Raw genomic sequence first — 23,799 nt, forward strand, 5'->3', positions numbered from 1 at the left:
TTGATAGACCCCTGACATTGGATATCCCTCTTCTCATTAAATCTTATTATCTCATCTGTAGCCAGCTTTTAGAGAATTAGTATAACTAGGATAGGTAACTCAAATGCTGAAAAATGAGTACCTCAAATAGTGGTCGTGCATAGTATCAACAATGCCCACTTCTCATTACTGTTGAGAAGGTCTAAGTCTATCCCGCCAAGATGGTTGTGAAGGTGAAGAACCTGAAGAACCGGAACTATTTGCAGGAGGCAACTCTCGCCGAGTTCTTCGAGGTGGGGGAGAATCAGATTCTACTCTTCTAGATCGTCGCCGTGGAGTAGATGATTCAGAGGAAGAGTTACTAGAACTTGATTCGCTGCGATCGCGCCTTCTCCGTCTTGGGGTATAATCGCTTGCTTGCTGTTCTTCTTGAGAATAGTTTCTCCTTCTTCTACGTCTCCTAGATGAACCACTCTCCTCATAATTAGAATTTCTACTAGCTCTTTCCCCTTCTGAATCATCATCATCAGAGGCAATAGAACGATTCAGGACTTGTTTGGGCTTGATAGACTGGGCTTTGATAGTGCCTTTGCGACCTTCTAACTTGGGTCGTTTGGGAAACTTTTCTACGGGCATCCCCTCAACCGCTTTTTCCATAAATTCGTGCCATGTGTAAGCGGCACTACTACTACTGCCATCAGTGGGGTGGTTGTCATCGTTACCTAACCAGACCCCTGTCACCATCTGAGGAATGTAGCCAATAAACCATAAATCACGGGCTTCGTCTGAGGTACCGGTTTTGCCGGCAACTGGTCTATTATCTAATTGGGCAGCACCACCAGTTCCCGCTTGGACGACGTTGCGTAGCATCCAAGTCATGATGGCGGCACTGTCAGCGTCAAGGGCCCGTTTTGACTTGAAATTAGCTGACCAGATGACTTTGCCTTGGCGGTTGAGGATGCGAGTAATACCATGAGGTTCTGCGTGCAATCCCTGAGTTGCAAAACTGCCATAAGCGCTGGTTAACTCTAGTAGATTGACTTCATTTGAGCCGAGTGCTAAGGAGTAGGTGGGCTTGAGTTCAGATTTTATCCCCATATCATGGGCAAGTTTAATCGTTGGTATAAATCCCACATCAATCAACACCTTGACCGCAATAATATTAACAGAGCGGGTGAGGGCATCTCGGATGTTCATTGAACCCCGGAAGTTTTCACTATAGTTTTTCGGTTCATAGCCGTCTACGACAAAGGGCGCATCCTCGTAGCTATCGTAGGGGCTTTTGCCAGTAGCGATCGCAGTGGCATATACAAACCCTTTAAATGTCGATCCTGGCTGCCGTTGTGCCTGGGTAACTCGATTAAACTGATTTTTACCAAAGTCTTTTCCGCCAACCATTGCCTTAATTTCACCGTTTCGGGGGTCTATGGCCACCATTGCAGCTTGCTTAAAGTTTTCCCAGCGTCCTTGATTTCGCAATGTTTTCGCAACTGCCTCTTCTGCCACCTTTTGCCAACTTGGGTTGAGGGTGGTTTCTACTACTAGACCCCCACTTTTGAGCACATTAGGAGAAACATACTTGGGCAATTCTTTTTGGATGTAGCTGGTAAAGTAGGGTGATTCTACTTGGACTCGCTTGGGTGAACTCCTTTTGAGGGTTAATGGCTCCTGAACGGCTGCCTGCCTTTGCTCTGGTGTAATTACTTTATCTTCCTGCATCCGTAGCAATACTAAATCTCGCCGCCGTTTTGCCGCTTCGGGGTTTTTGTCTGGGGCGTACAAGCTTGGAGCAGGAGCTAATCCAGCAATCGTTGCCATTTGGGCGAGGGAAAGTTGATCTGGCGACTTACTAAAGTATACCCACGCTGCATCTGCTACACCATAAGCTCCAGATCCCAAATAAACCAGATTCAGGTAACGCTCTAAAATTTGATCTTTGGTTAATTCTTGCTCCATTTTTTGAGCTAGGCGGACTTCTTTGAGTTTGCGCCAGATTGTCTGTTCTTGTTTCAAAAACAGAATCCGCGTTAGCTGTTGGGTGATGGTGCTACCACCTTCTACGACACCTTGCGATCGCAAATTACTCAAACCTGCTCTGACAATCCCTTGCGGATCGACTCCGTTGTGTTGCTTAAATCTTCTATCTTCTGAGGCGATGAAAGCTTTTTTTAAATTATCTGGTATTTGTTCTAGCTTTAGCTGTTCTCTGGTCGCTTCACCTTGTTGTTGTAATATAGTGCCATCACCAGCTTTAATGGTCAGTGTTTGCTCTCGAAACACAGCATTCAACTCGGACTTATCTGGCAAAGTCCGATCTATTAAACTGATGCCGTAGATGAAGGCAACTATCCCACCACCAACACCCAAACCTGCCCAAAACCAAAAACGGCGATAGAGTGGTCTAGCGCCAGTTGCCCGATTGACCCTCATCCTAGATGGTAAAATTTTCATTTTGCTCAGTAACTGCCTCGTCTGTGCCAGATGTGCTGGTGGTAAGCTCTCATTCGTTCCTCCTTGTCCAAAGTCACTCAAATTAGTTGGTCTTCGCTTGAACCAGGAGGTAAGCTTCCCCACGTCAGTTCCTCGCTCAAAGTAGTAACTACTATATAACCACCATCAATCAACTTTGGGGTTATAGCACTACCATTGTGTTAGTATAATATCCTATAAATAATTAACTGAATTCACTAGAAAATAATGTTTTTTAAATATGGTTAATTTAGTTTTGTAAAAAATGTTGCAATTTTGATAACTATTGCGAATATAAAAGCTATTGATCAAGTATCCGCAAAGACAGCCCGAAAACGGCTTATTTCAGGAAAGTATAATGTCTACACCGGGCTACGACGAAGCAGAGCTAAGACGAAGCGCCGTTGCTCTTGGTAGTAATATCGGTGATTCCCAGGCAATTTTAGAAGCAGCTATAGAGACTTTAGCCCAAACGCCAGGTATTGTTTTAGAAGCCAGATCCCATTGGTATCAAACCAAAGCTGTCGGGCCACCACAGCCAGATTACCTCAATGGCTGCGTCACATTGCAGGTAGAAATACTCCCCCAGCAGTTATTAGAAATTTTGTTAGGAATTGAACAACAATTTGGGCGCGTGCGTCAGGAACACTGGGGACCACGAACCCTAGATTTGGATTTGTTATTATATGATGACATTACTTTGGATACACCAAATCTCCAGATTCCCCATCCACGAATGCGGGATCGGGCCTTTGTGTTAGTCCCACTGGCAGAAATTGCCCCAGATTGGATAGAACCAGTTTCCGGGTGTGTGATTAAAGAGCTGCTGAAAGAGGTAGACTGTTCTGATGTACATTTATGGATGGACAATTAAAATTACCATCCTTAAAAGTAGAAGAACACTGATTTTGCCTCTGTATTCACAGATAATCAGATTTTACTATGCCATTAGGTAGAGAATTACCACAACTGCTGAGACAACGCCTGTTTCATAAAGGACGCAAGTTTGATTTTGAAGTTAATCGCTTGCGTTTGCCGAATAAATCGGAAGGAGAATGGGAATGTATTCGTCACCCTGGCGGTGCTCTAGCTGTACCAGTGACAGCGGAAGGTAAACTTATACTGGTGCGCCAGTACCGTTTTGCAATTCAAGGACGGATATTAGAATTTCCGGCGGGAACAGTGGAAGTAAGTGAAGAGCCTTTAGAAACAATACAGCGTGAAATTGCGGAAGAAACTGGCTATAGTGCCCAAAAATGGGATAAATTAGGCGAATTTTTCCTAGCTCCTGGTTATTCTGATGAAATTATCTATGCTTTTCTGGCACGAGATTTAGAAAAGCTGGAGACACCACCACCACAAGATGGAGACGAGGATATCGAAACTGTATTTATGACTCCTGAAGAACTAGAAAAAGCTATTCTGGAGGGAGAGCCGGTAGATGCTAAATCAGTTTCTAGCTTTTTTCTGGCGCGTCCGTTTTTAGGTTAATACCCTTATGCTGCTAGAGTTAGCAATGCCTTCGGCGGGTTACGCCTACGCAGATGCCTATGGTGCAGGCTTTGAATGTGCAGACGAAGCGATCGCTAACAATGATTTGAGTCGATACGTCGAACATCCGCGATTTCGACTCAATCCTGGCAGCTACACCGACGACACCCAGATGAGTATCGCCATTGCGGAAGTGATTGTTGCTCAAGCACCGTGGACGCGAGAAGTTTTAGCCGATAGTTTTTTTACAGCTTTCAAACGCGATGAGAGAGAAGGTTATGCTCGAAACTTCTACCATTTTCTCAGAGAAATTCAAGATGGGGAAGAGTTTTTAACCAAAATTAACCCTGATAGTGACAAAAGCGGGGGAGCGATGCGTGCAGCACCCATTGGCATCTATTCCACCCCAGAAAAAGTGATTGAGGCGGCAACAATTCAAGCGGCAATTACCCACAATACACCCGATGGGATCAATGCTGCTGTTGCGGCTGCCTTAATGTCACATTATTTTATCTATCGACTGGGAGCAAGACACAAATTAGGACGGTTTCTGGAAGGTTATGTATCTGGAGAGTGGAATCAACTCATTCCAATGAGAAGGAGCATTCCTATTACAAAGCTAAATCAAAAACCTGTTGCGCAGTTAGGTTGAGTTTGGGAAAGGTGGGGGAAATAATCACATCACTACCCCTGAATAACTTTTTTATATATTCTCCATCAACTAGTTCGCAGACAAAAAGAGCAGGTTGTTTGGGGTTTCCAATAAAATCACGTCCCCCTAACCCGGCATAATCTACAATCCAGTATTCGGGGATACCCATCTCCTCATAGTCCCCAAACTTGTCATAGTAATCGTCACGCCAATTGCTGCTCACAACTTCTACTATTAATTTGACGGAAGTTGAATTTTGAATAACTGATTCACTTTCCCAACGTGTTTCAGTATCAATAGTTTCTTGGTTCAGAACAATGATATCCGGTTCGTAACCTGACTGATGGCGATTAGGTTTAACTATCGATTCTCTAGGAATAAACCAAATATCGCCTTTAGCTGTCTCTCTAATAGTTATAAGAAGTTTTTCAATCAAGGAACCTGTTAATTTAGAATGCTTGCCTCTAGGCTTAGGCATTTCAACAATTACCCCATTATGTAATTCGTAGCGCAGTTGTGAGTCTGGATACCATTCTATAAATTCATCGAAAGTAAATGTTTTTGGTTCGGCTTGTATTTGGTTCATAAGGTTTAGTAGTAATCCTTGCTTTGAGCGATGAATCGCTCACTACGAACTAGGATTTTATTTTATGTTGAATTACCCATTTTGACGGTTGGAGAGACGCGATAAATCACCGTCTCTACAAAAAATTTATTCGTCAATTATTTCTTGACAGACTATTACCTACTTAATCTAGAAATATAGCTTTTAAAACGGCTGATAGCGTACTGAAAAATTAAAGCCATTCTCTTGCAGCGAACTACCGCGATCGCTTGTGCCAACTAATGGTATACCATAGTCTGCACGCAATATCAAACCGTTAAAAGGTTGCCAGTTAAAGCCCAACCCCAAGCTGGCAATGGTTTGCGGGTCGGCATTAATACCGCGATTATTCCAAGCTGTACCGATGTCAAAAAATGGTATTAGCTGTAATGTTTCCACGTTTGATGCCAGGGGAATCCGAACTTCTACACCTCCAACTACCCCATTATCAGCAACAATTTGATTTTGATCGTAACCGCGCACTGTATCAACTCCTCCAATGCTAATTTTTTCCAACGAAAGTAAGGAATCAGGTGTAAGTTGAGTGTTAACTTTGGCTAGCATCAAGATGCGGGGAGATAGTCGTTGTACCCATTGAAATTGTCCCACCCAAGAGAAAAAACGCCCATCAGTACCACTATCGTTAATGGTTGCGTCAATTGCATCAATCCCAAAACTAAATTGTGATCGCGCTGCTAGAACACTGTTAGCATTACGTTGTAACCAATCTTGGGAAAAACGGATTACCGTAACTCTTGATTCCCCATCTTCGGGCCCTTCGGTAAAGGAGAAAGGGATATCATTGAGTATGTAGGTTTGACTGCGCCGTAAATCGAATGCTAACGAGAGAGCAAATTCTCTATTTGGCGTGTGAATTAGCGGTTGACGGACGTTAAAAGAAAGGGTTTCGGCTTCGCTGCGGATATTTAAGTCACGAAATTCGCTTTCAATAATGCGGCTAGCGCTGTTGCTGTAGCGGACACCAATGGTTCCATCTAAGGTGTTGAAGGGAATAGAATAATTGATATCGTAAATGTCTAAACCTTCGCTACCTCCATATTCAGCACTAAATTTATCCCCAAATCCTAATAAATTATCATGAGCAAGAAAAACACTTCCTTGTTCTGAGCCTACGCTAGTTGATTGGTTATTTGCAAAAGTAATTCCAAGGTGGAATGGTGGCGATTCGGTAATTGTCACCTGTAAAATATTATTTCCGGGAGTGCTACCTGCGGTTAACTCAGCATTAACTCGTTGAATCACGGGGTCAAGTTGTAATAATTGTAGCGCTTGTTCGAGACTTTTTTGATTTAAAGGCTTACCTGCAAGCCGTTCAATCCGGGAACGCACATACCCAGGCTGCAATCTTTGTAACCCTAAAATGGAAATTCCTTCGAGTTCGCCTTCCACAACTTGAATTTGCACGACACCGCTAGTGAGATTTTGATTGTTGGAAATAAATGCACCACTGGTGATATAGCCATTATCAACATAGAGTTGAGTGATTTGCGATCGCAGTTGCAATAACTGCTCAAATGTGATGTTTTTATTTTCTAAAGGCTGTTTTAACTTGATGATTTCATCTCCTAAAACAGAATAGCCTGTAACTTGAATTTCTTTGACAAAGAACTTTTCACCGCTAGGAAAAGCTGTATCGGGTAGATTTTCCTGTGGGGGCGATGGGAGTATGGGGACAGTTGGTGTCGGTGGTGTGGGTGGAAGAGTTGGTGTCGGTGATGGTTGGGGTTGAGTTTCTTCGACTTTCCCTGGTGTATCGGGGGGAATTGTGACTCCTGGTGGGGGTGTCGATTGTGCAAATACTGCAAGTGGAGTGATGCTAATGCACGTAAGTAATATGAAAAAAAGCTTTTGAAACTGAAAGTGTGAACCCATTGTTTATATAGTTTATATATGATATGTAAAATTTGTAAAAGATAGTCTCTAAATTTTCGCAAGTCACTATCGGGTATCTGAGAAGGAAAGATATCCAGATATCCGACTTCTGTTTAATCATTAATCAAGCAGACATGATGTTATATCATGTCCATATTAATAATTAATCAAGCAGGCATGATGTTAGTAGATTCTCTAAAATTGTGTTACTAGGCTGAAGTCTGGGACAGAATATTATTATTTAATTAAAATACCATAATAGTTTTCTTGATGATTGCATAAAAGCGCAAATCATCAAGAAACGATTTGGAATCTAAGATTATTGATGGTCGCCTCCATGACCATAAAAAGTTATTCTATAGGTGCTGCAAAGATCGGTCTGAGGCATGACATCATAAGTACCATCGCTATAAATGGCTTTGACATCATAGGTACAATGATTACTATTATTGCCAAAGGTAACGGTGTCAGATGAACCGTTAACAATATCTGAATTGAGAATATTGCTACCCCAATATTTAGATTTTGTTGAGGATACATACAATTGAGTGATTTCTAACTCATTGTTGTTGTAAACTAAAAAATCGCGCTCGTCTGCAAGAGCATTTTGGCTAGTTAATGGCACTATTGGTAATGCCAAAGTTGCTGCTAAAAGTGTGTTGCGAAATAGTTTGAAAAACATAATAAACCTCTCAAGCTGAGTGAATAAAAATTACAAGATTTTTATCAGCAACGGTTAATCAATGATGGTTTTGGTTGTTTTTCGATTCATTAACCGTTTCTTTAATACTCAGATTAAGGGGTATGACTAGGTAATGCATTCACCATTTATGCATATATAGTTGCATGATTTGGATGGCGCGATCGCATGATGGTGCGTCCCATTTTGCAGAAAACTGTGTATGCGATTTTTCCGATATATGCAATATTTATTTTGAACAACTTCGACTCAAGATTAATTGCCCATTGGGTAATCGATACAATCCTTGTGGTTCAATTATTGGGTCGCCTTTTTTCCAGTGACGTGGTGTTGGTTCAATACTACGCACATCACCAGTTGTATAGGCTGAAGTTAATACATCTCCTGGAGTATAGCGTAAAGCACCAGAACCTGTAATGGTAAAAGAGTTTTCTTGTCGCTTGGTGCCGCGTGAAATGCAGCTATTGGCAATGAGTGCGTTGGTGTCGATGACGTTTGGTGATAATCCGGTAAAGCTATTTTGAATAGAACTGTTATCGGGTGTATTGATATTTGTTACACCGGAAACGCCTAATTCAGAACTGGCGGTAATATCGCTTTTCTCAGTTAGTTTTGGACGCGATTCGATACCGAAGATACCTTGCGAGTTGATTTGGATGTTTCCACCTGTTCCTGTAAAAGCGTTAGCGCTGATATCGCTGTTTTCTTTGGGAACTGCAACGATAAATTTTGAGTTGATATTGATGTTACCACCATCGCCACCTTTTTCGGCTGTACCTGCGTTGGTAGAGATTTGAGCGCCATGACGGAGTAAGAGGAAGTCGCTGTTGACGTTGATGTTACCACCGTTACCGGATGCAGATTCAGCGTTGAGTTTACCTTGGTTATCTAAGGTAATTTTGGGTGAGTTGATTTCGATGTCGCCTGTGATTCCTGAGCCTGTGGAACTGACAAATAAGCCACTGTTAGCGCCGATATTTACTACGTTATCAGGAAATTTAGCAATGCGATCGCTGTAACTAGGGTCAATATCGCTAATTATTACCTTATCGTCAGCGTTGACAGTAATTTTACCTGCACGTCCATTGCTTGAGGTAATGGTGGTGAGTTGTCCGCCGTTGAGTGCTTCAAAGACATTTGCATTTACCGTAATATCGCCACCTTTTTGATTATTTCTAGTGCGTGCATCCAGTAAAGCGCCGTCTGATACGCGAAAGATATTGGTGTTTACACTAATATCGCCACCTTTGCCTTGAGAATTAGAATCAGTAAATGTGAATAAAGCACTAGATAATCCTGTCTCTTGATTGGTTCCAGAAACAGTTACTGTATCTTTTGCATGAATGCGAACATTCCCCGCATTCCCCTGTCCCAAAGTTGAGGCAACAAGTTGAGCGCCATCACTTAGAGACAAGTCACCAGAATCGATAAAAATGTTACCCCCATTCCCAACTGTTCCTGTGTCCACAAAGCTGAAAATAGCACTGGGAAAACCGTTTTTCTGCCCAACAATATCAACAGTATCTGTTACCAAAACATTGACATTGCCTGCATCCCCCTGCCCTGCTGGTTGGGTAGCAGATGCTCTAAGAGTAGCAGTTAGCAGTTGACCGCCATCAGTAAGTGACAGTGTTGTAGCATTGATGTCGATATTGCCTCCTTTACCTACGCCTCCTGCTTCTACTGTACTGAAGATGGCAGTTGGTTGACCTGCAAGGGAAATAGCATCTTTTGCTCGTACCGTTACATTCCCCGCATTCCCCTGTCCCAAAGTTGAGGCAACAAGTTGAGCGCCATCACTTAGAGACAAGTCACCAGAATCGATAAAAATGTTACCCCCATTCCCAACTGTTCCTGTGTCCACAAAGCTGAAAATAGCACTGGGAAAACCGTTTTTCTGCCCAACAATATCAACAGTATCTGTTACCAAAACATTGACATTGCCTGCATCCCCCTGCCCTGCTGGTTGGGTAGCAGATGCTCTAAGAGTAGCAGTTAGCAGTTGACCGCCATCAGTAAGTGACAGTGTTGTAGCATTGATGTCAATATTGCCTCCTTTACCTACGCCTCCTGCTTCTACAGTGCTCAAAATGCTCCCATTACCTGCAAGGGAAATAGCATCTTTTGCACGTACCGTTACATTACCTGCATTCCCCAGTCCAAAAGTTGAGGCATTAAGTAGAGCACCATCACTTAGAGAGAAGTCACCAGAATCGATAAAAATGTTACCGCAATTCCCAACTGTTCCTGTGTCCACATTGCTGCGAATCCCACTGGTAAAACCGTTTTTCTCCCCAGCAATATCAACAGCACCTGTTACCAAAACATTGACATTGCCTGCATTCCCCTGTCCTGCTGGTTGGGTAGCAGATGCACCACGAGTAATAGTTAGCAGTTGAGCGCCATCAGTGAGTGACAGTGTTGTAGCATTGATGTCTATATTGCCTCCTTTACCTACACCTCCTGCTTCTACGGTGCTTAAAATGTAAGCGTTACCTGCAAGGTCAACAGCATTTTTTGCACCCACTGTCACATTCCCTGCATTTCCTTGTCCATAAGTTGAGGTATTAAGTTGAGCGCCATCTCGTAATGAGAAGTCACCAGAATCGATGGTAATGTTACCCCCATTCCCAACTCCTCCCGTGAGCAAAGTAGTGCGGATAGCACTGTCTGCCCCCGCAACTTCTACTTTTCCTGTGGTATTGAGGGTAATATTTCCTGCCTGACTCTTAGGTGAATCTAAACCTTGTCCACCAGTGCTAGCGACCAGTCGAGCGCCATCACTTAGAGAGAATGAGCCACTTGAGATGTCTATATTTCCCCCATTACCTCTTGCTCCCGTTTCTACATTGGTGAAAATTGCACTAGCAAGTTCACCTTTTGTTCCAGAGATTGTTAACGCACCAGTTAGATTAATATTGATACTTCCCCCATTTCCTCGTCCAGCTACCTCGTCAGTGTCTGCTCCACGGATTCCACTTTGCAGTTGAGCGCCATCAGTGAGGGAGAGGGAACTACCTCTGATGTTGATACCTCCACTGTTGCCTACACCTCCTGTTTCCACATTATTGTAGATGTCGCCACCCACAAGGGAAACAGCATCTTTTGCAATCACCGTCACGTTCCCTGCATTTCCTTGTCCATAAGTTGAGGTATTGAGTTGAGCGCCATCTCCTAATGAGAATGAACCAGAATCGATAAAAATGTTACCCCCATTCCCTTGTCCATAAGTTGAGGCTTCAAGTTCAGCGCTATTGGTCAGAGAAACTCTCTGAGCTTTGATTGTAATATCTCCTCCAGAGCGTTTCCCTGTAAATCCCGGTGAAGGTATTGCTAAAGGACCGACAACGCTATATGCTCCAGTAAGATTATTACTTCCTACTCCATCAAAGAAAATTGTATTTCCGGCTTCAATGGTGATACTTCCTGCATTACCTTGTCCAAAGGTTACAGCCTGTATTACAGAATCATTGCTGACAAAAACAGAGTCATCAGCATTAATTTGAATATTTCCGGCGCTACCTTTTCCAAGAGTACTTGTAGCTATTTGAGCACCATTAGCAAGGGAAAGCGATCGTACATTGATGTCAATATTTCCACCTTTACCATCACCACCTGCTCCTACTATACTGAAGATGCTACTATTACTACCTGCAAGGTCAACAGCATTTTTTGCACCCACTGTCACATTCCCTGCATTTCCTTGTCCATAAGTTGAGGTATTAAGTTGAGCGCCATCGCTTAGAGAGAAGTCACCAGAATCGATAAAAATGTTACCGCCATTCCCAACAGTCCCCGTTCCCACATTGCTGCGAATCCCACTGGGAAAACCGTTTTTCTCCCCAGCAATATCAACAGCACCTGTTACCAAAACATTGACATTGCCAGCATCCCCCTGCCCTGCTGGTTGGGTAGCAGATGCACCACGAGTGGAAGTTAGCAGTTGAGCGCTATCAGTGAGTGACAGTGTTGCTGCATTGATGTCGATATTGCCTCCTTTACCTACGCCTCCTGCTTCCACGGTGCTGAAAATGTCACCACCCACAAGGGAAATAGCATTTTTTGCACCCACTGTCACATTCCCTGCATTTCCTTGTCCATAAGTTGAGGTATTAAGTTGAGCGCCATCTCGTAATGAGAAGTCACCAGAATCGATGGTAATGTTACCCCCATTCCCAACTCCTCCCGTGAGCAAAGTAGTGCGGATAGCACTGTCTGCCCCCGCAACTTCTACTTTTCCTGTGGTATTGAGGGTAATATTTCCTGCCTGACTCTTAGGTGAATCTAAACCTTGTCCACCAGTGCTAGCGACCAGTCGAGCGCCATCACTTAGAGAGAATGAGCCACTTGAGATGTCTATATTTCCCCCATTACCTCTTGCTCCCGTTTCTACATCGGTAAAAATTGCGCTAGCAAGTTCACCTTTTGTTCCAGAGATTGTCAACGCACCAGTTAGATTAATATTGATACTTCCCCCATTTCCTCGTCCAGCTACTTCGTCAGTGTCTGCTCCACGGATTCCACTTTGCAGTTGAGCACCATCAGTGAGGGAGAGGGAACTACCTCTGATGTTGATACCTCCACTGTTGCCTACACCTCCCGTTTCCACATTACTGAAAATTTTACCATTTGCAAGGGAAATAGCATCTTTTGCACCCACTGTCACATTCCCTGCATTTCCTTGTCCATAAGTTGAAGCAGAAAGTTGAGCGCCATTGGTCAGAGAAACTTTCTCAGCTGTAATAGTAATATCTCCTCCAGAGCGTTTCTCTCTAAATTCCGGTGAAGGTATTGCGAAGGGCCCGACAGCGCTATATGCTCCACTAGAAATATTATTACTTCCTACTCCATCGAGAGAAACTGTATTTCTTTCGATGGTGATACTTCCTGCATTACCTTGTCCAAAGGTTGCAGCCTGTATTACAGAACCACTCCTGACAAAAATAGAGTCATCAGCATTAATTTGAATATTTCCGGCGCTACCTTTTCCAAGAGTGCTTGTAGCTATTTGAGCGCCATTAGCAAGAGAAAGCGATCGCGCTCTAATATTGATATTAGCCCCATTTCCTATACCTAAAGAATCAACAGCACCAAGTACTCCACTGTTAGTTCCTGAAAATGAAACTTTGTCTTTTGCCAAGATAATGACATTCCCTGCATTTCCCTGTCCATAAATTGAGGCAGAAAGTAGAGCGCCATCAGTGAGGGAGAGGGAACTACCTCTGATGTTGATACCTCCACTGTTGCCTACACCTCCCGTTCCCACATTACTGAAGATGTCACCACCTGCAAGGGAAATAGCATCTTTTGCACCCACCGTCACATTCCCCGCATTTCCCTGTCCATAAGTTGAAGCAGAAAGTTGAGCGCCATCACTTAGAAAGAATGAACCAGAATCGATGGTAATGTTACCGCCATTGCCTTTTGAATCTTCACTCACAAGATTGCGAATCTTACTCCCGGAGTCAGCAACTTTGATGTCCCCGGTAGCATTAAGCGTAATATCCCCCGCAGTAGCCTCTGGTTTCCCCAAACCTTCAGCGATACCAGCATTCAGCAGACTCCCTCCCAAAATATCTATATTGCGGGCATTAACCACAATATCACCGCCACCAGCAGCTTCTACATACACACGCGCTTCATTGGTAAGTGATACATCTGCACGAGTCACATTAAGAGGAAATTTCAAGCTGAGATTATCCCCATTAAAAAGAAGATTGACATTTCCAGGTGCTGCTAACCCCCCTAATTCAACTCTCCCGCCATAAGCATTTAACTCGCCGCCATCCATGTTGACATTACCGCCCACTAGCAGCAAACTTTTACCATCAGGTACTCGCAAACCATATACATTAAATCCCGCTGGGTCTGTTCCGGCTCGTGCAATTGAGTTATTTTGAATTCCTGCACCTTGATTAAGCTGATTAAACCACAACGCCGAAGGTTGAATCGTCAACAATGGTGCTGCTTTGGGATTGGTGGCACTGAAAATACCCTGATTCCCAAACTGCACTCCATTGGCTGTTGTCCCGACAAAACTACCCTGCACATCTAACCGCGCATTCTCTCCAAACAAAATCCCATTGGGATTAATCAAAAACAAATTTGCTGCACCATTAACTCCCAATGTCCCGAAAATATTTGACGCATTCCCACCTGTTACCCGCGTCAATATATTTTCTATTCCAGTGGGATTACCAAAATATACTCGTTGCCCATTTTCGATATTAAATTCGCTAAAACTATGAAAAAGATTGCTGCCGCGTATTGCACCACCGTCAATTTTGTCGCCTAGTGCGCCATTAATTATCAGATTTTGTTTAAGTTGAGAAGCTTCTGACGAGAGTGTATTATCGGGTATGATTTGTGCATAGGCTGGCAAAGCTTGGCTCAATACAGTGGATATTAAGCATAAAGAAATAATACTTTTAATACTGCTTTTTTGAGGATGATGTGCTTGATTCATAAATAATTCACCTTGGATAAATTCAAATAAAATCCACGATCAGGTAAACGACTAGGTAATGCATTCACCTATAGTTGCATGATTTTTGTATCGTGCGATCGCATGATTGTGCATCCCATTTTGCAGAAAACTGTGTATCCAAATTTTCCGATATGTGCAATATTTTGTTTTAACAACTTCGACTCAAGATTAATCCGTTACAAAAAAATTTTGGCGTTGCTGAATCAAGGGATGATTCTTGTAGGGTGGGCGACACGAGCGCCCTGAAATACAAGGGACGGGCAAATCGCCCCATCCCACAAAACTAGCAAAATCATCCCGCTTTCTCTGCAACGCCAAAATTTTCTGTTTGAATGTTAATATCCTCACCACGTCCAATTGCTCCAGCACCAAGTTTGGTATTTATAAAACTATCCCCAGAGTACCCAAAATATCCGAGCGATTCTCACCTGTAACGCGAGCTAGAATATTTTGAATTTCGTTGCTAATATTTTGGAAATAAACGCCTCGAAGTTCACCAACATTAAACTCTTGAAAGCTATAAAATAAGTTTGCTTGGCGAATTGCTCCACCGTTAATTACATCAATCGGGAAACCAACACTATCAAAAGATACAACACTAGAACTTTCAGCGCCAAGACTATTGTCGGGGATAATTTTACTCTCAGCAAAGGCAGGTTTTTCAGAAAGTGCGATACCTACGGTAAGCTTTGCTAATACATTTACACAGCCGCTCAATGCCACTATATTTAAGCAGCAAACTAAGGCATCTTTCCACGACACTTGAAAGTCCTTGAATAATTTCATTTTCCCGATTCAGAGGGTATTAATACTTGTATAATCATCTGATCGTATCAGTAGAAGACTTCATACTGTACATGAGTAAAATTAAGTTTGCTTAAGAAACTGTCACTTTCAAATATGTGGCTATAATCCATCTAAAATGCAGCAAATGCCTGTATTAAATGTTAGTTTAATGCAAAATAAAGTATTTTAAGTTTTATCTATATAGCTTGCACTTCCAGTCACTAAATGCAAGACAAATTGCATAAAACTGCACACCTTCTAAAAGCTTAGTTTTTGATGCCTATTTCTGGTAAGTTAAAAAGAAAAGCCATACATATAAGTGTTTCCTCTATTAATTGGGAATAACTGGCGATCGCCAAAACCATTTGTATAAAAAATAACTTATTTAGACTGAATACCATAACCAGGCGTTGCAGAATTAAAATATGAAATCCCTAAAGAAATATCTCAAACTCTTACTCTTTGCACCTTTAAGACCGCCATTCGCGTTTCGCTTCTCCCAAGGGGAGAAGTTTCGAGCAGCAAATTCCGCCACTCGAATTTTTTTATCTGCAAGACTAATTCATCTCTTCACCCAGCAATCCCAAAAACTAAATCGCCATCGATTAATTAAAATATTATTTTTGGCAAGTCTGGTAATTTGTTTATTGTTTGGACAAGTTGTATCTGCACAAACTCCAAATGTCACTGCACTAATTGAAGAAGGAATTAAAGACTATAATACCGGAAATTTTGTTAAGGCGATAAAAAATTGGCAAGAAGCATTAAATCAGGATAAAAATAATCCATCAGTTACGGCAGTTGTAAATGAAAATTTGGCACGTGCTTACCAACAAATAGGAGAAAATAAAGCAGCGATCGCATCGTTATCGGCAGCAATTAATGACTATAATACGGTGAATAATATCCAGCAAGTCGGACGTATGAAGTCAGAAATTGCTCAAGTTTACAGCAATTTGGGACAACCTCGTAAAGCGATCGCACTTTTGTGTGGTCAACTAGTAGATAAGTCGAAAAGCTCCGAAAATCAACCAAGTCAGGAAGAAAAATGCACTCCAGAAAGTGCTGAACAAATCGCCACCAAATACAACGATAAAGGCGGTCATTTTGCGGCTTTGGGTATTCTTGGTGAAGCATATCGCTTAATCGGAAGTTACGACCAAGCAATTAAGTATTTAGACATAGCGCAACAAATTGCTTCAGAATCTAAATTTTTGGTGTTTAATAGTTTGGGTAATGCTTATAAAAGTCGCGGTCAATTGCGAGAGTTACAAGCCGATTCAGCAAAGAAGGCTGGTATTTTTAGTAAAGAAAAAGAATTTACTCAAAGTTCACAAAAAGACTACGACAAAGCCTATCAATATTTTCAAGATAGTATAAAACTTGCCCGCAACGAAAAACAACCTTTAGCAGAGATGCGGGGATTATTAAATTTCATTCAGTTGGCTTCCCAGACAAATAAGAGCAAGTTTATTAATGATCAGGAGTTTAATAAAGCTCTTAAGGATGCTTTAAAAGTTCTTGAAGCTTTGCCCGATTCAGCGACAAAAGTCTATGGCGCAATTGATTTAGCATACTTACAGCGCGATGCTCAAGGAACTTTACCCTTTACCTACTGTCCAACTAGGCGGGTTTTATCTGGTGACAACGAAGCATTAAATTTGCTCGAAAGCTCAGTATTAACGAGTCGAAAATTACAAGATGAGCGCCTAATTTCTTATGCTAATGGTGCTTTGGGTCATTTCTGGGAATGTAGCCCAGATAATGAAAAAGCATTAAATAATCAAAAAACATTAAATAATCAAAAAGCATTAAAATATACCCAAGCCGCTATCATCGCAGCAGACAGCAAGTTAAGTGCAAAAGATAGCTTGTATTTGTGGGAGTGGCAAGCTGGACGGATTTTAGATAAACAGAAGCGAAAAGAAGAAGCGATCGCATCTTATCAACGAGCATTTGATACCTTAGAAGATATCCGCCAGGATATTTTGACTGCCGAACGAGATGTACAGTTTGACTTCCGCGATGTCGTTCGACCATTATACCGGACATTGGCACAGTCGCGGCTCGATTTGCTACGAGTTGGGGCAATTGCAGACGAAAGACGTGCCAAGGAACTATCAAAAGTAGTTAACACCATTGATGCTCTGAAACTCGCAGAATTACAGAATTATTTTGGCAATGATTGCATTTTGAGTGGGTTGAATCCCAAACAGGTGGGCGAACTCCTTGAAGATAATAGTGTAGCTTTTAAGAAGACTGGGTTTTTGAGTTCAATAATTTTAGATGGCAAAACCGGGATATTATTGCAGTTACCCAATCAGGCAACTAAATTTAAGTGGATTCAAGACCCCAATCAACAAAGTGAGAAAATAGTTAGCAGTGAAACCCTACAGAAAAAAATTGCCGAGTTTCGCACCGGACTAGTTAAAAGAGAAGAAATTAACTACGATACAACAATTGCATCACAGCTTTATGATTGGATGATTCGCCCCTTTGCTGAGGATATCAACCCAGAGAAAGTTAAAACTTTGGTATTTATTCAGGATGGGTTTTTGCGTAGCGTTCCAATGGCAGCACTTTATGACAGCAAACTCAACAAATATTTAGTCGAAACTTATGCAGTTGCCACAACTCCCAGTTTACGAATAACCACACCTAAACTACGCGATCGCAGTACGCAAAAGGCGTTAATTTTGGGTTTGACAAAAGAAGCCACCATCGACGGCAAGACTTTTGAACAGCTTTTTGCAGTTCCCGATGAAATCAGTGCAGTTGAAAGTATATTCCCCAATCATACCCCCCTGATTGACGATAATTTTCTCCCCGAAAGTTTTCAAGACAAACTTGATAAAACCACATATCCCATTGTTCACATAGCTAGTCACGCTCAATTTGGGATTATTCCTGAAGACACCTTCATTGTCACAGGAAAAAACCAAAAACTTACTATTAGCCAATTAGAAAACTCACTGCGAAACCTCAACAGCAAATCAGATGGCGTCGAACTACTCACGCTAACTGCCTGTGAAACCGCAGTTGGGGACGATCGTGCCACACTAGGATTAGCTGGAGTTGCATTGCAAGTTGGGGTTAAAAGTGCGATCGCATCTTTGTGGAGTGTTACCGATCAATCGACATCCGAACTAGTGAAAACATTTTACGCCAACTATCGCAACACTGGCATGAGTATTGCAGAGGCTTTGCAAACGGCTCAAATCAGAATGATTCATGCTAAGAAATTACCGCCATCTGAAGGTGTCAATATTATGTACGATCATCCTGCATATTGGGCACCAATGGTTGCGATCGGTAATTGGCTTTGAATTCCGGTAAATTACCATAGGGACGCATAAGTATGCGTCCCTAAAGCAAATTGCTGTAAACCTTTAGAAGGTGAAAGTTGTTCTCAGCGTACCGATAATTGCATCATCGTTATTGCTGTTTTGACCAGGAGAGGTCAACCAGATTACACCAGGGGTGATTGAGATGTTATCTGACACGCGATATTTGTAAAAGCCTTCAAAGTGATAAGGTATATCATTACCAGTACCAGCAAAAACTCCTCCTCGATTACGGGCATAAGGTTCTGCACCAGCAAAAATACCTAAAACGTTACCCTTTTTACCAAGGTCAGGTAAGGCTACCCCAAGACCGTAGCTCCAAGCTTCATAATCATCATCAGCACCAACGCCTGTGACATCGTGGTAAGAAATGAAGCCACTAATTGACAGTTTGTCACTGGGTCTGAAAGCTGCCGATACACCATAGGAATTACTGGAAGATGCGTTTAGGAGGGTGTTAGCTTGATTAGTACCTACGACGCGGATAGTGCCTGGATTACCACTACCTCCATCAAATAAACCGATACTTCCACCACCATTATAACCGTGAACGTAGGTAGCACCTATAGATAAGCGATCGCCAACACTAAAGTTCAACTGTCCAAGAGCTGCATAGTTACCCTCTAACAAACCTTGATTTGGCCCAGGATCATTAGCATTTGACGCCAAGTAGCCTATAGTCAATGAAGGTTTGAAAAAACTGCCACTACTACCAAAGGGTAAAGTCAGTGCTGCACCTGCACCACCACCAATGCGATAAATTGGACTTTCAGAAGCAAAGGTAGACAAGGCACCATTACCACCATCAAAATCCTCAAAGTAAGGGTTGTTAGTGGGCACATAATCGCTATGAATACCTCCGGTGCCCGCAAAGTAAACTTGGGCTGGCCCGATGGGTACGTAATACGCTAGCCAGTCGATAATCACACCGTTGTTACCAGTGCTGCCGATTTGAAATGTTTGTGTGCCTTCAGTAGTATTGATCGCAATGCCATCATTCCCTACTTGAGTAAAGGCTAGTGCATTACCGGCTGCAAGACGGGTGTGTAAAACGTCTTTACCTGTGAAGCTGGTTTGTAAATCTAAACGTACCCTATCCTGGAAGACAGTATTGTTCGCATCGCCAGTAATATTGCCAAAAATATCACTAACAGCAAAAATAGCTTCACCCACCAATTTTGTGGTAGTGGAAAACTGATTGGCTTCTAGTTCAGCAGTCCGTGCTTCTAGAGAATCTACTCGACCACGTAGAGTTGCCAGTTCTGCCGAGAATTCCTCTTGCAAACGCTGGAGAGTCGCCAAATCCTGTTTTGTCACCAAATCAGCAGTTGCTGTCGCAATCAGTTCATTAACTCGATCTAAACAAGCATTCAAACCTGCGGCAAACTCATAACGAGTCAGTGCCCGATTACCACGGTAAGTAGAATTTGGGTATCCAGCAATACAACCGTAGCGCTCAACCAGGGATTGCAAAGCTTGGAATGCCCAATCAGTCGGCTGTACATCAGAAAATTGAGAAACTGATGTGACTTGAGACAGTGAATTCTGATTTTTGCCTTCGCTGCTGTAGCGATTAACCTCTTCTAAAACCTTATTTTCATCAGTCTTTTGGGCAACCAATTGCTGATTAACTTTTGGTTGCTCTGTTTGAATGAATATTGAAGCATTAGCAGCTATTGGTGCTTCTGTCTGAGCAGCTTTTGGCTTTGTATCTTCAGAATAACTTGCTACTTCAGCAGCAGCCATAGCCTTAGCGCAAACCAACACCGTCACTCCCAAAACTACTGGACTTAGTACCAGAGTTTTCCACAATAATATATGAGACATTTTTATTTTCCTTTCCCAAAAAATAACCAAAATCAGTTGGTTCAAGAAAAAGAGAACAAGTAATTATTGTACTTGTTGGAAAAATCTTATCAGATTGCTGTTAACTAAGCTATATATCTAAGAAAATTTTTACATATAAGGAATTGTCAAGTTTTGCAGATGGCTTATTTGCCAAAGGTTAAGTTTATAAAGTAATTTCGGTCGGTTTTGTGCTATATATGGACTTTATCTTCTTGTTTTTAACCCTAGTTTTTGCTAGCTCCTTTTTATCTTTCAATTTATTCCTGAATCAAGAAAGTGCATTTATATATGGGGTTGTGATTATAAATTAGTAATTATTGATTATTAATTATTTTGAACTTCCAACCTGCTGAATGTTGGATATAAGTCAATACCGTCAGTGAAGCCCAAAATTATTGGTAGAGACACAAAAATTATCGTCTCTACAGGTTAAAAATTAATACCAAAAATCCTTAACCCAAGGGAATTTGGATATAAATGTTAGTTTCAAGAATCTTTAATAGTAGCCAGTTTTGTGTCAGGATAGCCACCCCAAACACATCTCCATCCTTTTTTAAGTCTTTGATTTAGGCAGATAATTTTTCATAATTATCAGCAGTTGTTGCTTCTAATCCTAAAATGGGATACATATCTGGTTCAGATGTTCCGTGCATCGTCAGAAGCAGAGCGTCGATTAAGGCTTTGGCTTTAAGCAGCGTTTCCTGAAACTCCATCTCCGGCTCAGAAAGCGCTATAATTCCACCACCGATACCAATGGAGGTTCGATCGGGAGTCAAAACAGCAGTCCGAATCACAATATTCAAATCAGCTGAACCATTCAAACCCAAAAAGCCGATCGCACCTGAATAGATTCCCCGCGCTTGTTGTTCCAAGCGATCGATAATTTGCATGGTGCGGATTTTGGGCGCACCAGTCATCGAACCTCCGGGAAATGCAGCCCGCACGCAATCCACCGCTTGTAAATCTGAACGTAACCGCCCGCGTATCGTTGTCACCAACTGATGTACTGTTGAGTATGTTTCCACATCCATTAATTTTGGTACGTGGATGCTACCAACTTTACAGACTCGTCCCAAATCATTGCGTAACAGATCGACAATCATCAGATTTTCAGCTCGGTCTTTTTCGCTGTTGCGTAGCTTCTCACGGAGGACGAAATCGGCTTCGGGGGTTTCTCCTCGTGGTAGGGTTCCCTTAATCGGCTTAGTTTCTACCCATCCTTGGCGATCGATCCGTAGAAACCTTTCTGGAGATGAGCAGGCGATAGCTACGCTCGCCGCAGGCATCGCAATTTCACCAAAGCGCAAAAATGCAGAGTAAGGAGCTGGGTTGATTTTACGTAATGTGCGATAGAACGTCAATGGGTCGGGGGTTGCATCGGTGTAAAGTTGATTTGTCAGGCAAACTTGATAAGTTTCCCCTTCGTGAATTTCGTCCAAGCATTGCTGAATATCTTGAATGTAATTTTGGTAAGTACGACTCAAACGGAACTTAACAGGCTGACAATTTTCTTGGGGTACAAGAGCAAAAAGAGAATCGAGAGTTTCGAGTTGTTGTTGGATAGTATCAAACCAAGTTTCTACTTGTTCTGTTTGTCCTTTTTTGATTAATTGCAGCAAATAAAGACACTGTTCTTGATGATCGATCGCAATCATGCGATCGGCAAGTAAAAAAATTGCATCAGGTAATGGTGAAGAATGCACCAATAAAGATCCACACTCCGCCTTAAGTTCATAGCCAAAATAGCCAACAAATCCGCAGTTAAAATCAAAAGGTAACTCATCAGATTGACAAGATCGGCAGTCTATTTCCCGCTTCAAATACTCAAAAATACTTTCGGTGCGATGAATCACGGTATCTGACTGTGCGATCGTGAGTTCTTGGGTTTGGGTATGATATCGCACCAATAGACTGTTTGCTCCGCTGCCATCACCCATAAACGAGAAGCGAGATAGACCAAGTTCTACACGACTGCTATCTAGCCAAAAAGCGTTTGCTGCATCCCCAAACAACTGTACAAATATTTGTTCTGTATTTGGGCAGATATCTAACTTGCGTGTATACAATTTAAACTTCTCTTTCTGTTCTTGGCGGGGTCGATCCATAACAGGATTAATAGATCCATATCCAATCCAATATTGCTTTTGTGGACTTCTTGATGCCAAGAGGTTTTCAAGCCCTGCCCCTTGTCGGTGTCTCCCCCTCCTGCCTCCTGCCGACGCTGGCAGACTCGCTAACGCTGCGCTATCCTGCCTCCTTGACGATTTCTCTGTAAATTTCAGCGTAATATCTCGAAAGTTTGCTATTAATCTTTGCCCATATTCTGTACAGATAGACTCTGGATGAAACTGCACGCCCCAAAAAGGTAGATGGCGATGACGCAATCCCATCACCAGTCCTTCTTCAGTCCAAGCAATTTTTTCTAGACACTCAGGTAGTTCATTAGCAACTAACAACGAGTGATAACGCACCACAGAAAAATTACTAGGAATACCTTGAAATAATTCCGAATTATTATGATAAATTTTACTGAGTCTACCGTGTCGAACTTCCGGTGCATGAATCACTCTTGCACCATGTAGGTAGCCAAGTCCTTGATGCCCCAGACAGACTCCCAGCAAGGGCACATCCACATTCTCAATTATCTGTCGGCAGACTCCAAAATCTTCTGACCTTTCTGGACGACCGGGGCCAGGTGAAATCACAATGTTGTCAAATGCAATTTCTTTCAATTCATCCCAGTTAAGGCGATCGTTATAAATTACCAGAGGTAGTTCCCCATTTACCTCGGCAATCATCTGATAAAGATTAAAGGTATAAGAGTCATAGTTATCAATAATTAATGTTTGCATACATACTTAATTAACGACTGTATAGAACATTTTTGCAATTAGAATAGCACCTAGATAATTTATCTGCTATTTTAAATTTTTCTGTTCTATCTTTGTTAATAAGTTATGTTGTCATACACTTTGCAGTTCTTGATTTTGGTTAAGCTTGTCCTTACTGCCTATAAAGTATCCTAGCATAAGGTATTTCCAACAAATAAATTATCTAATCTTGTAGGGTGGGCAGTATTCGACTCAGCGCTCACGTCGAAGTCCTGCTCACCCTGAATATGGGACGGGTAAGAACACCCATATCACAAGAAAATTTGCGATATTTTTTTATTTGGAAGTCCCTAAGTCTCGAAAGAATATGTCTAAGTACAGCTAACGCTGAAGTTCGTAGCGAATGGACTAAAACAAACTTTGTGCTCCTCTGCGCTATACTTTGCGTCCCTCTGCGTTTAAACTCAAACCCTCAATTGGTCAAGAATTTACGAAACTGTGTACTAAGAGAATTTACCTGGATGAAGAATCGTAAGTTCTTATAGATGTGCGATCGCATCAAATGCAGTTTCTTCTCTTGAATGTTGCCGCGATACTTCTACTGCAAGTGTCGCGGCTTGTAAATGCTGACTTATCATTGTTGCCTGTTAGACTTATACCTCTTTCAGTATTTTTTCTTAGTCTTGTTCAAAAATCAAATAGGAGTCCTATATTT

Annotated in this window: 12 protein-coding genes; 4 read left to right on the forward strand and 8 right to left on the reverse strand. The window is 42.1% G+C overall.

Going from position 1 to position 23,799, the window contains the following annotated elements; translation table 11 throughout:
• Nucleotides 1–165: 165 nt before the first annotated feature.
• The gene (locus tag HWQ58_RS03505; protein ID WP_292857797.1) at nt 166–2,553 is read right to left on the reverse strand and encodes a transglycosylase domain-containing protein; all 2,388 of its coding nucleotides are present in this window, start codon (nt 2,551–2,553) and stop codon (nt 166–168) included.
• 253 nt (nt 2,554–2,806) lie between these two features.
• Here HWQ58_RS03505 and folK point away from each other — a divergent pair, with 253 nt between their 5' ends.
• The 3 genes from folK to HWQ58_RS03520 all read left to right on the forward strand — a co-directional run bounded on the left by folK (nt 2,807) and on the right by HWQ58_RS03520 (nt 4,591).
• The gene (gene folK, locus HWQ58_RS03510) at nt 2,807–3,322 is read left to right on the forward strand and encodes a 2-amino-4-hydroxy-6-hydroxymethyldihydropteridine diphosphokinase (protein WP_292857800.1); all 516 of its coding nucleotides are present in this window, start codon (nt 2,807–2,809) and stop codon (nt 3,320–3,322) included.
• Between the two features lie 68 nt (nt 3,323–3,390).
• Nucleotides 3,391–3,939: an NUDIX hydrolase gene (locus HWQ58_RS03515; RefSeq protein ID WP_292857803.1), complete on the forward strand. Its 549-nt coding sequence runs from the start codon at nt 3,391–3,393 to the stop codon at nt 3,937–3,939.
• A 7-nt stretch (nt 3,940–3,946) separates the two neighbouring features.
• Nucleotides 3,947–4,591 carry an ADP-ribosylglycohydrolase family protein gene (locus HWQ58_RS03520; protein ID WP_292857806.1) on the forward strand — a complete coding sequence of 215 codons (645 nt, stop codon included), beginning with the start codon at nt 3,947–3,949 and terminating at the stop codon, nt 4,589–4,591.
• Here the strand turns inward: HWQ58_RS03520 and HWQ58_RS03525 are convergent.
• From HWQ58_RS03525 to HWQ58_RS03545, 5 genes are all read right to left on the reverse strand, one after another.
• Entirely contained in the window at nt 4,551–5,177 is a 627-nt protein-coding gene (locus HWQ58_RS03525) for a Uma2 family endonuclease (RefSeq protein WP_292857809.1), read from the reverse strand. The genes HWQ58_RS03520 and HWQ58_RS03525 overlap by 41 nt on opposite strands.
• A 183-nt stretch (nt 5,178–5,360) precedes the next feature.
• Nucleotides 5,361–7,088, reverse strand: a complete 1,728-nt coding sequence (locus HWQ58_RS03530; RefSeq protein ID WP_292857811.1) for a ShlB/FhaC/HecB family hemolysin secretion/activation protein — start codon at nt 7,086–7,088, stop codon at nt 5,361–5,363.
• A 319-nt stretch (nt 7,089–7,407) separates the two neighbouring features.
• On the reverse strand, nt 7,408–7,770 hold the full coding sequence (locus HWQ58_RS03535; RefSeq protein WP_292857814.1) for a hypothetical protein: 363 nt from the start codon (nt 7,768–7,770) through the stop codon (nt 7,408–7,410).
• A gap of 247 nt (nt 7,771–8,017) precedes the next feature.
• Nucleotides 8,018–14,254, reverse strand: coding sequence for a filamentous hemagglutinin N-terminal domain-containing protein (locus HWQ58_RS03540; protein WP_292857816.1), 6,237 nt, complete (start codon nt 14,252–14,254; stop codon nt 8,018–8,020).
• 402 nt (nt 14,255–14,656) lie between these two features.
• Complete coding sequence (locus HWQ58_RS03545) at nt 14,657–15,061, reverse strand: filamentous hemagglutinin N-terminal domain-containing protein (RefSeq protein ID WP_292857819.1); 405 nt, start codon at nt 15,059–15,061, stop codon at nt 14,657–14,659.
• A gap of 425 nt (nt 15,062–15,486) precedes the next feature.
• Between HWQ58_RS03545 and HWQ58_RS03550 the strand changes: the two genes are divergently transcribed.
• The gene (locus HWQ58_RS03550; protein ID WP_292857822.1) at nt 15,487–18,387 is read left to right on the forward strand and encodes a CHAT domain-containing protein; all 2,901 of its coding nucleotides are present in this window, start codon (nt 15,487–15,489) and stop codon (nt 18,385–18,387) included.
• A 63-nt stretch (nt 18,388–18,450) separates the two neighbouring features.
• On the opposite strand, the gene HWQ58_RS03555 is transcribed toward HWQ58_RS03550, so the two are convergent.
• Both HWQ58_RS03555 and pabB read right to left on the reverse strand, forming a co-directional pair.
• Nucleotides 18,451–20,232 carry an iron uptake porin gene (locus HWQ58_RS03555; RefSeq protein WP_292857825.1) on the reverse strand — a complete coding sequence of 594 codons (1,782 nt, stop codon included), beginning with the start codon at nt 20,230–20,232 and terminating at the stop codon, nt 18,451–18,453.
• Between the two features lie 587 nt (nt 20,233–20,819).
• Nucleotides 20,820–23,105, reverse strand: coding sequence for an aminodeoxychorismate synthase component I (gene pabB / locus HWQ58_RS03560; protein WP_292857829.1), 2,286 nt, complete (start codon nt 23,103–23,105; stop codon nt 20,820–20,822).
• Nucleotides 23,106–23,799 lie beyond the last annotated feature (694 nt).

The sequence above is a fragment of the Nostoc sp. LPT genome (assembly GCF_017115165.1).
GTDB lineage: Bacteria > Cyanobacteriota > Cyanobacteriia > Cyanobacteriales > Nostocaceae > Nostoc.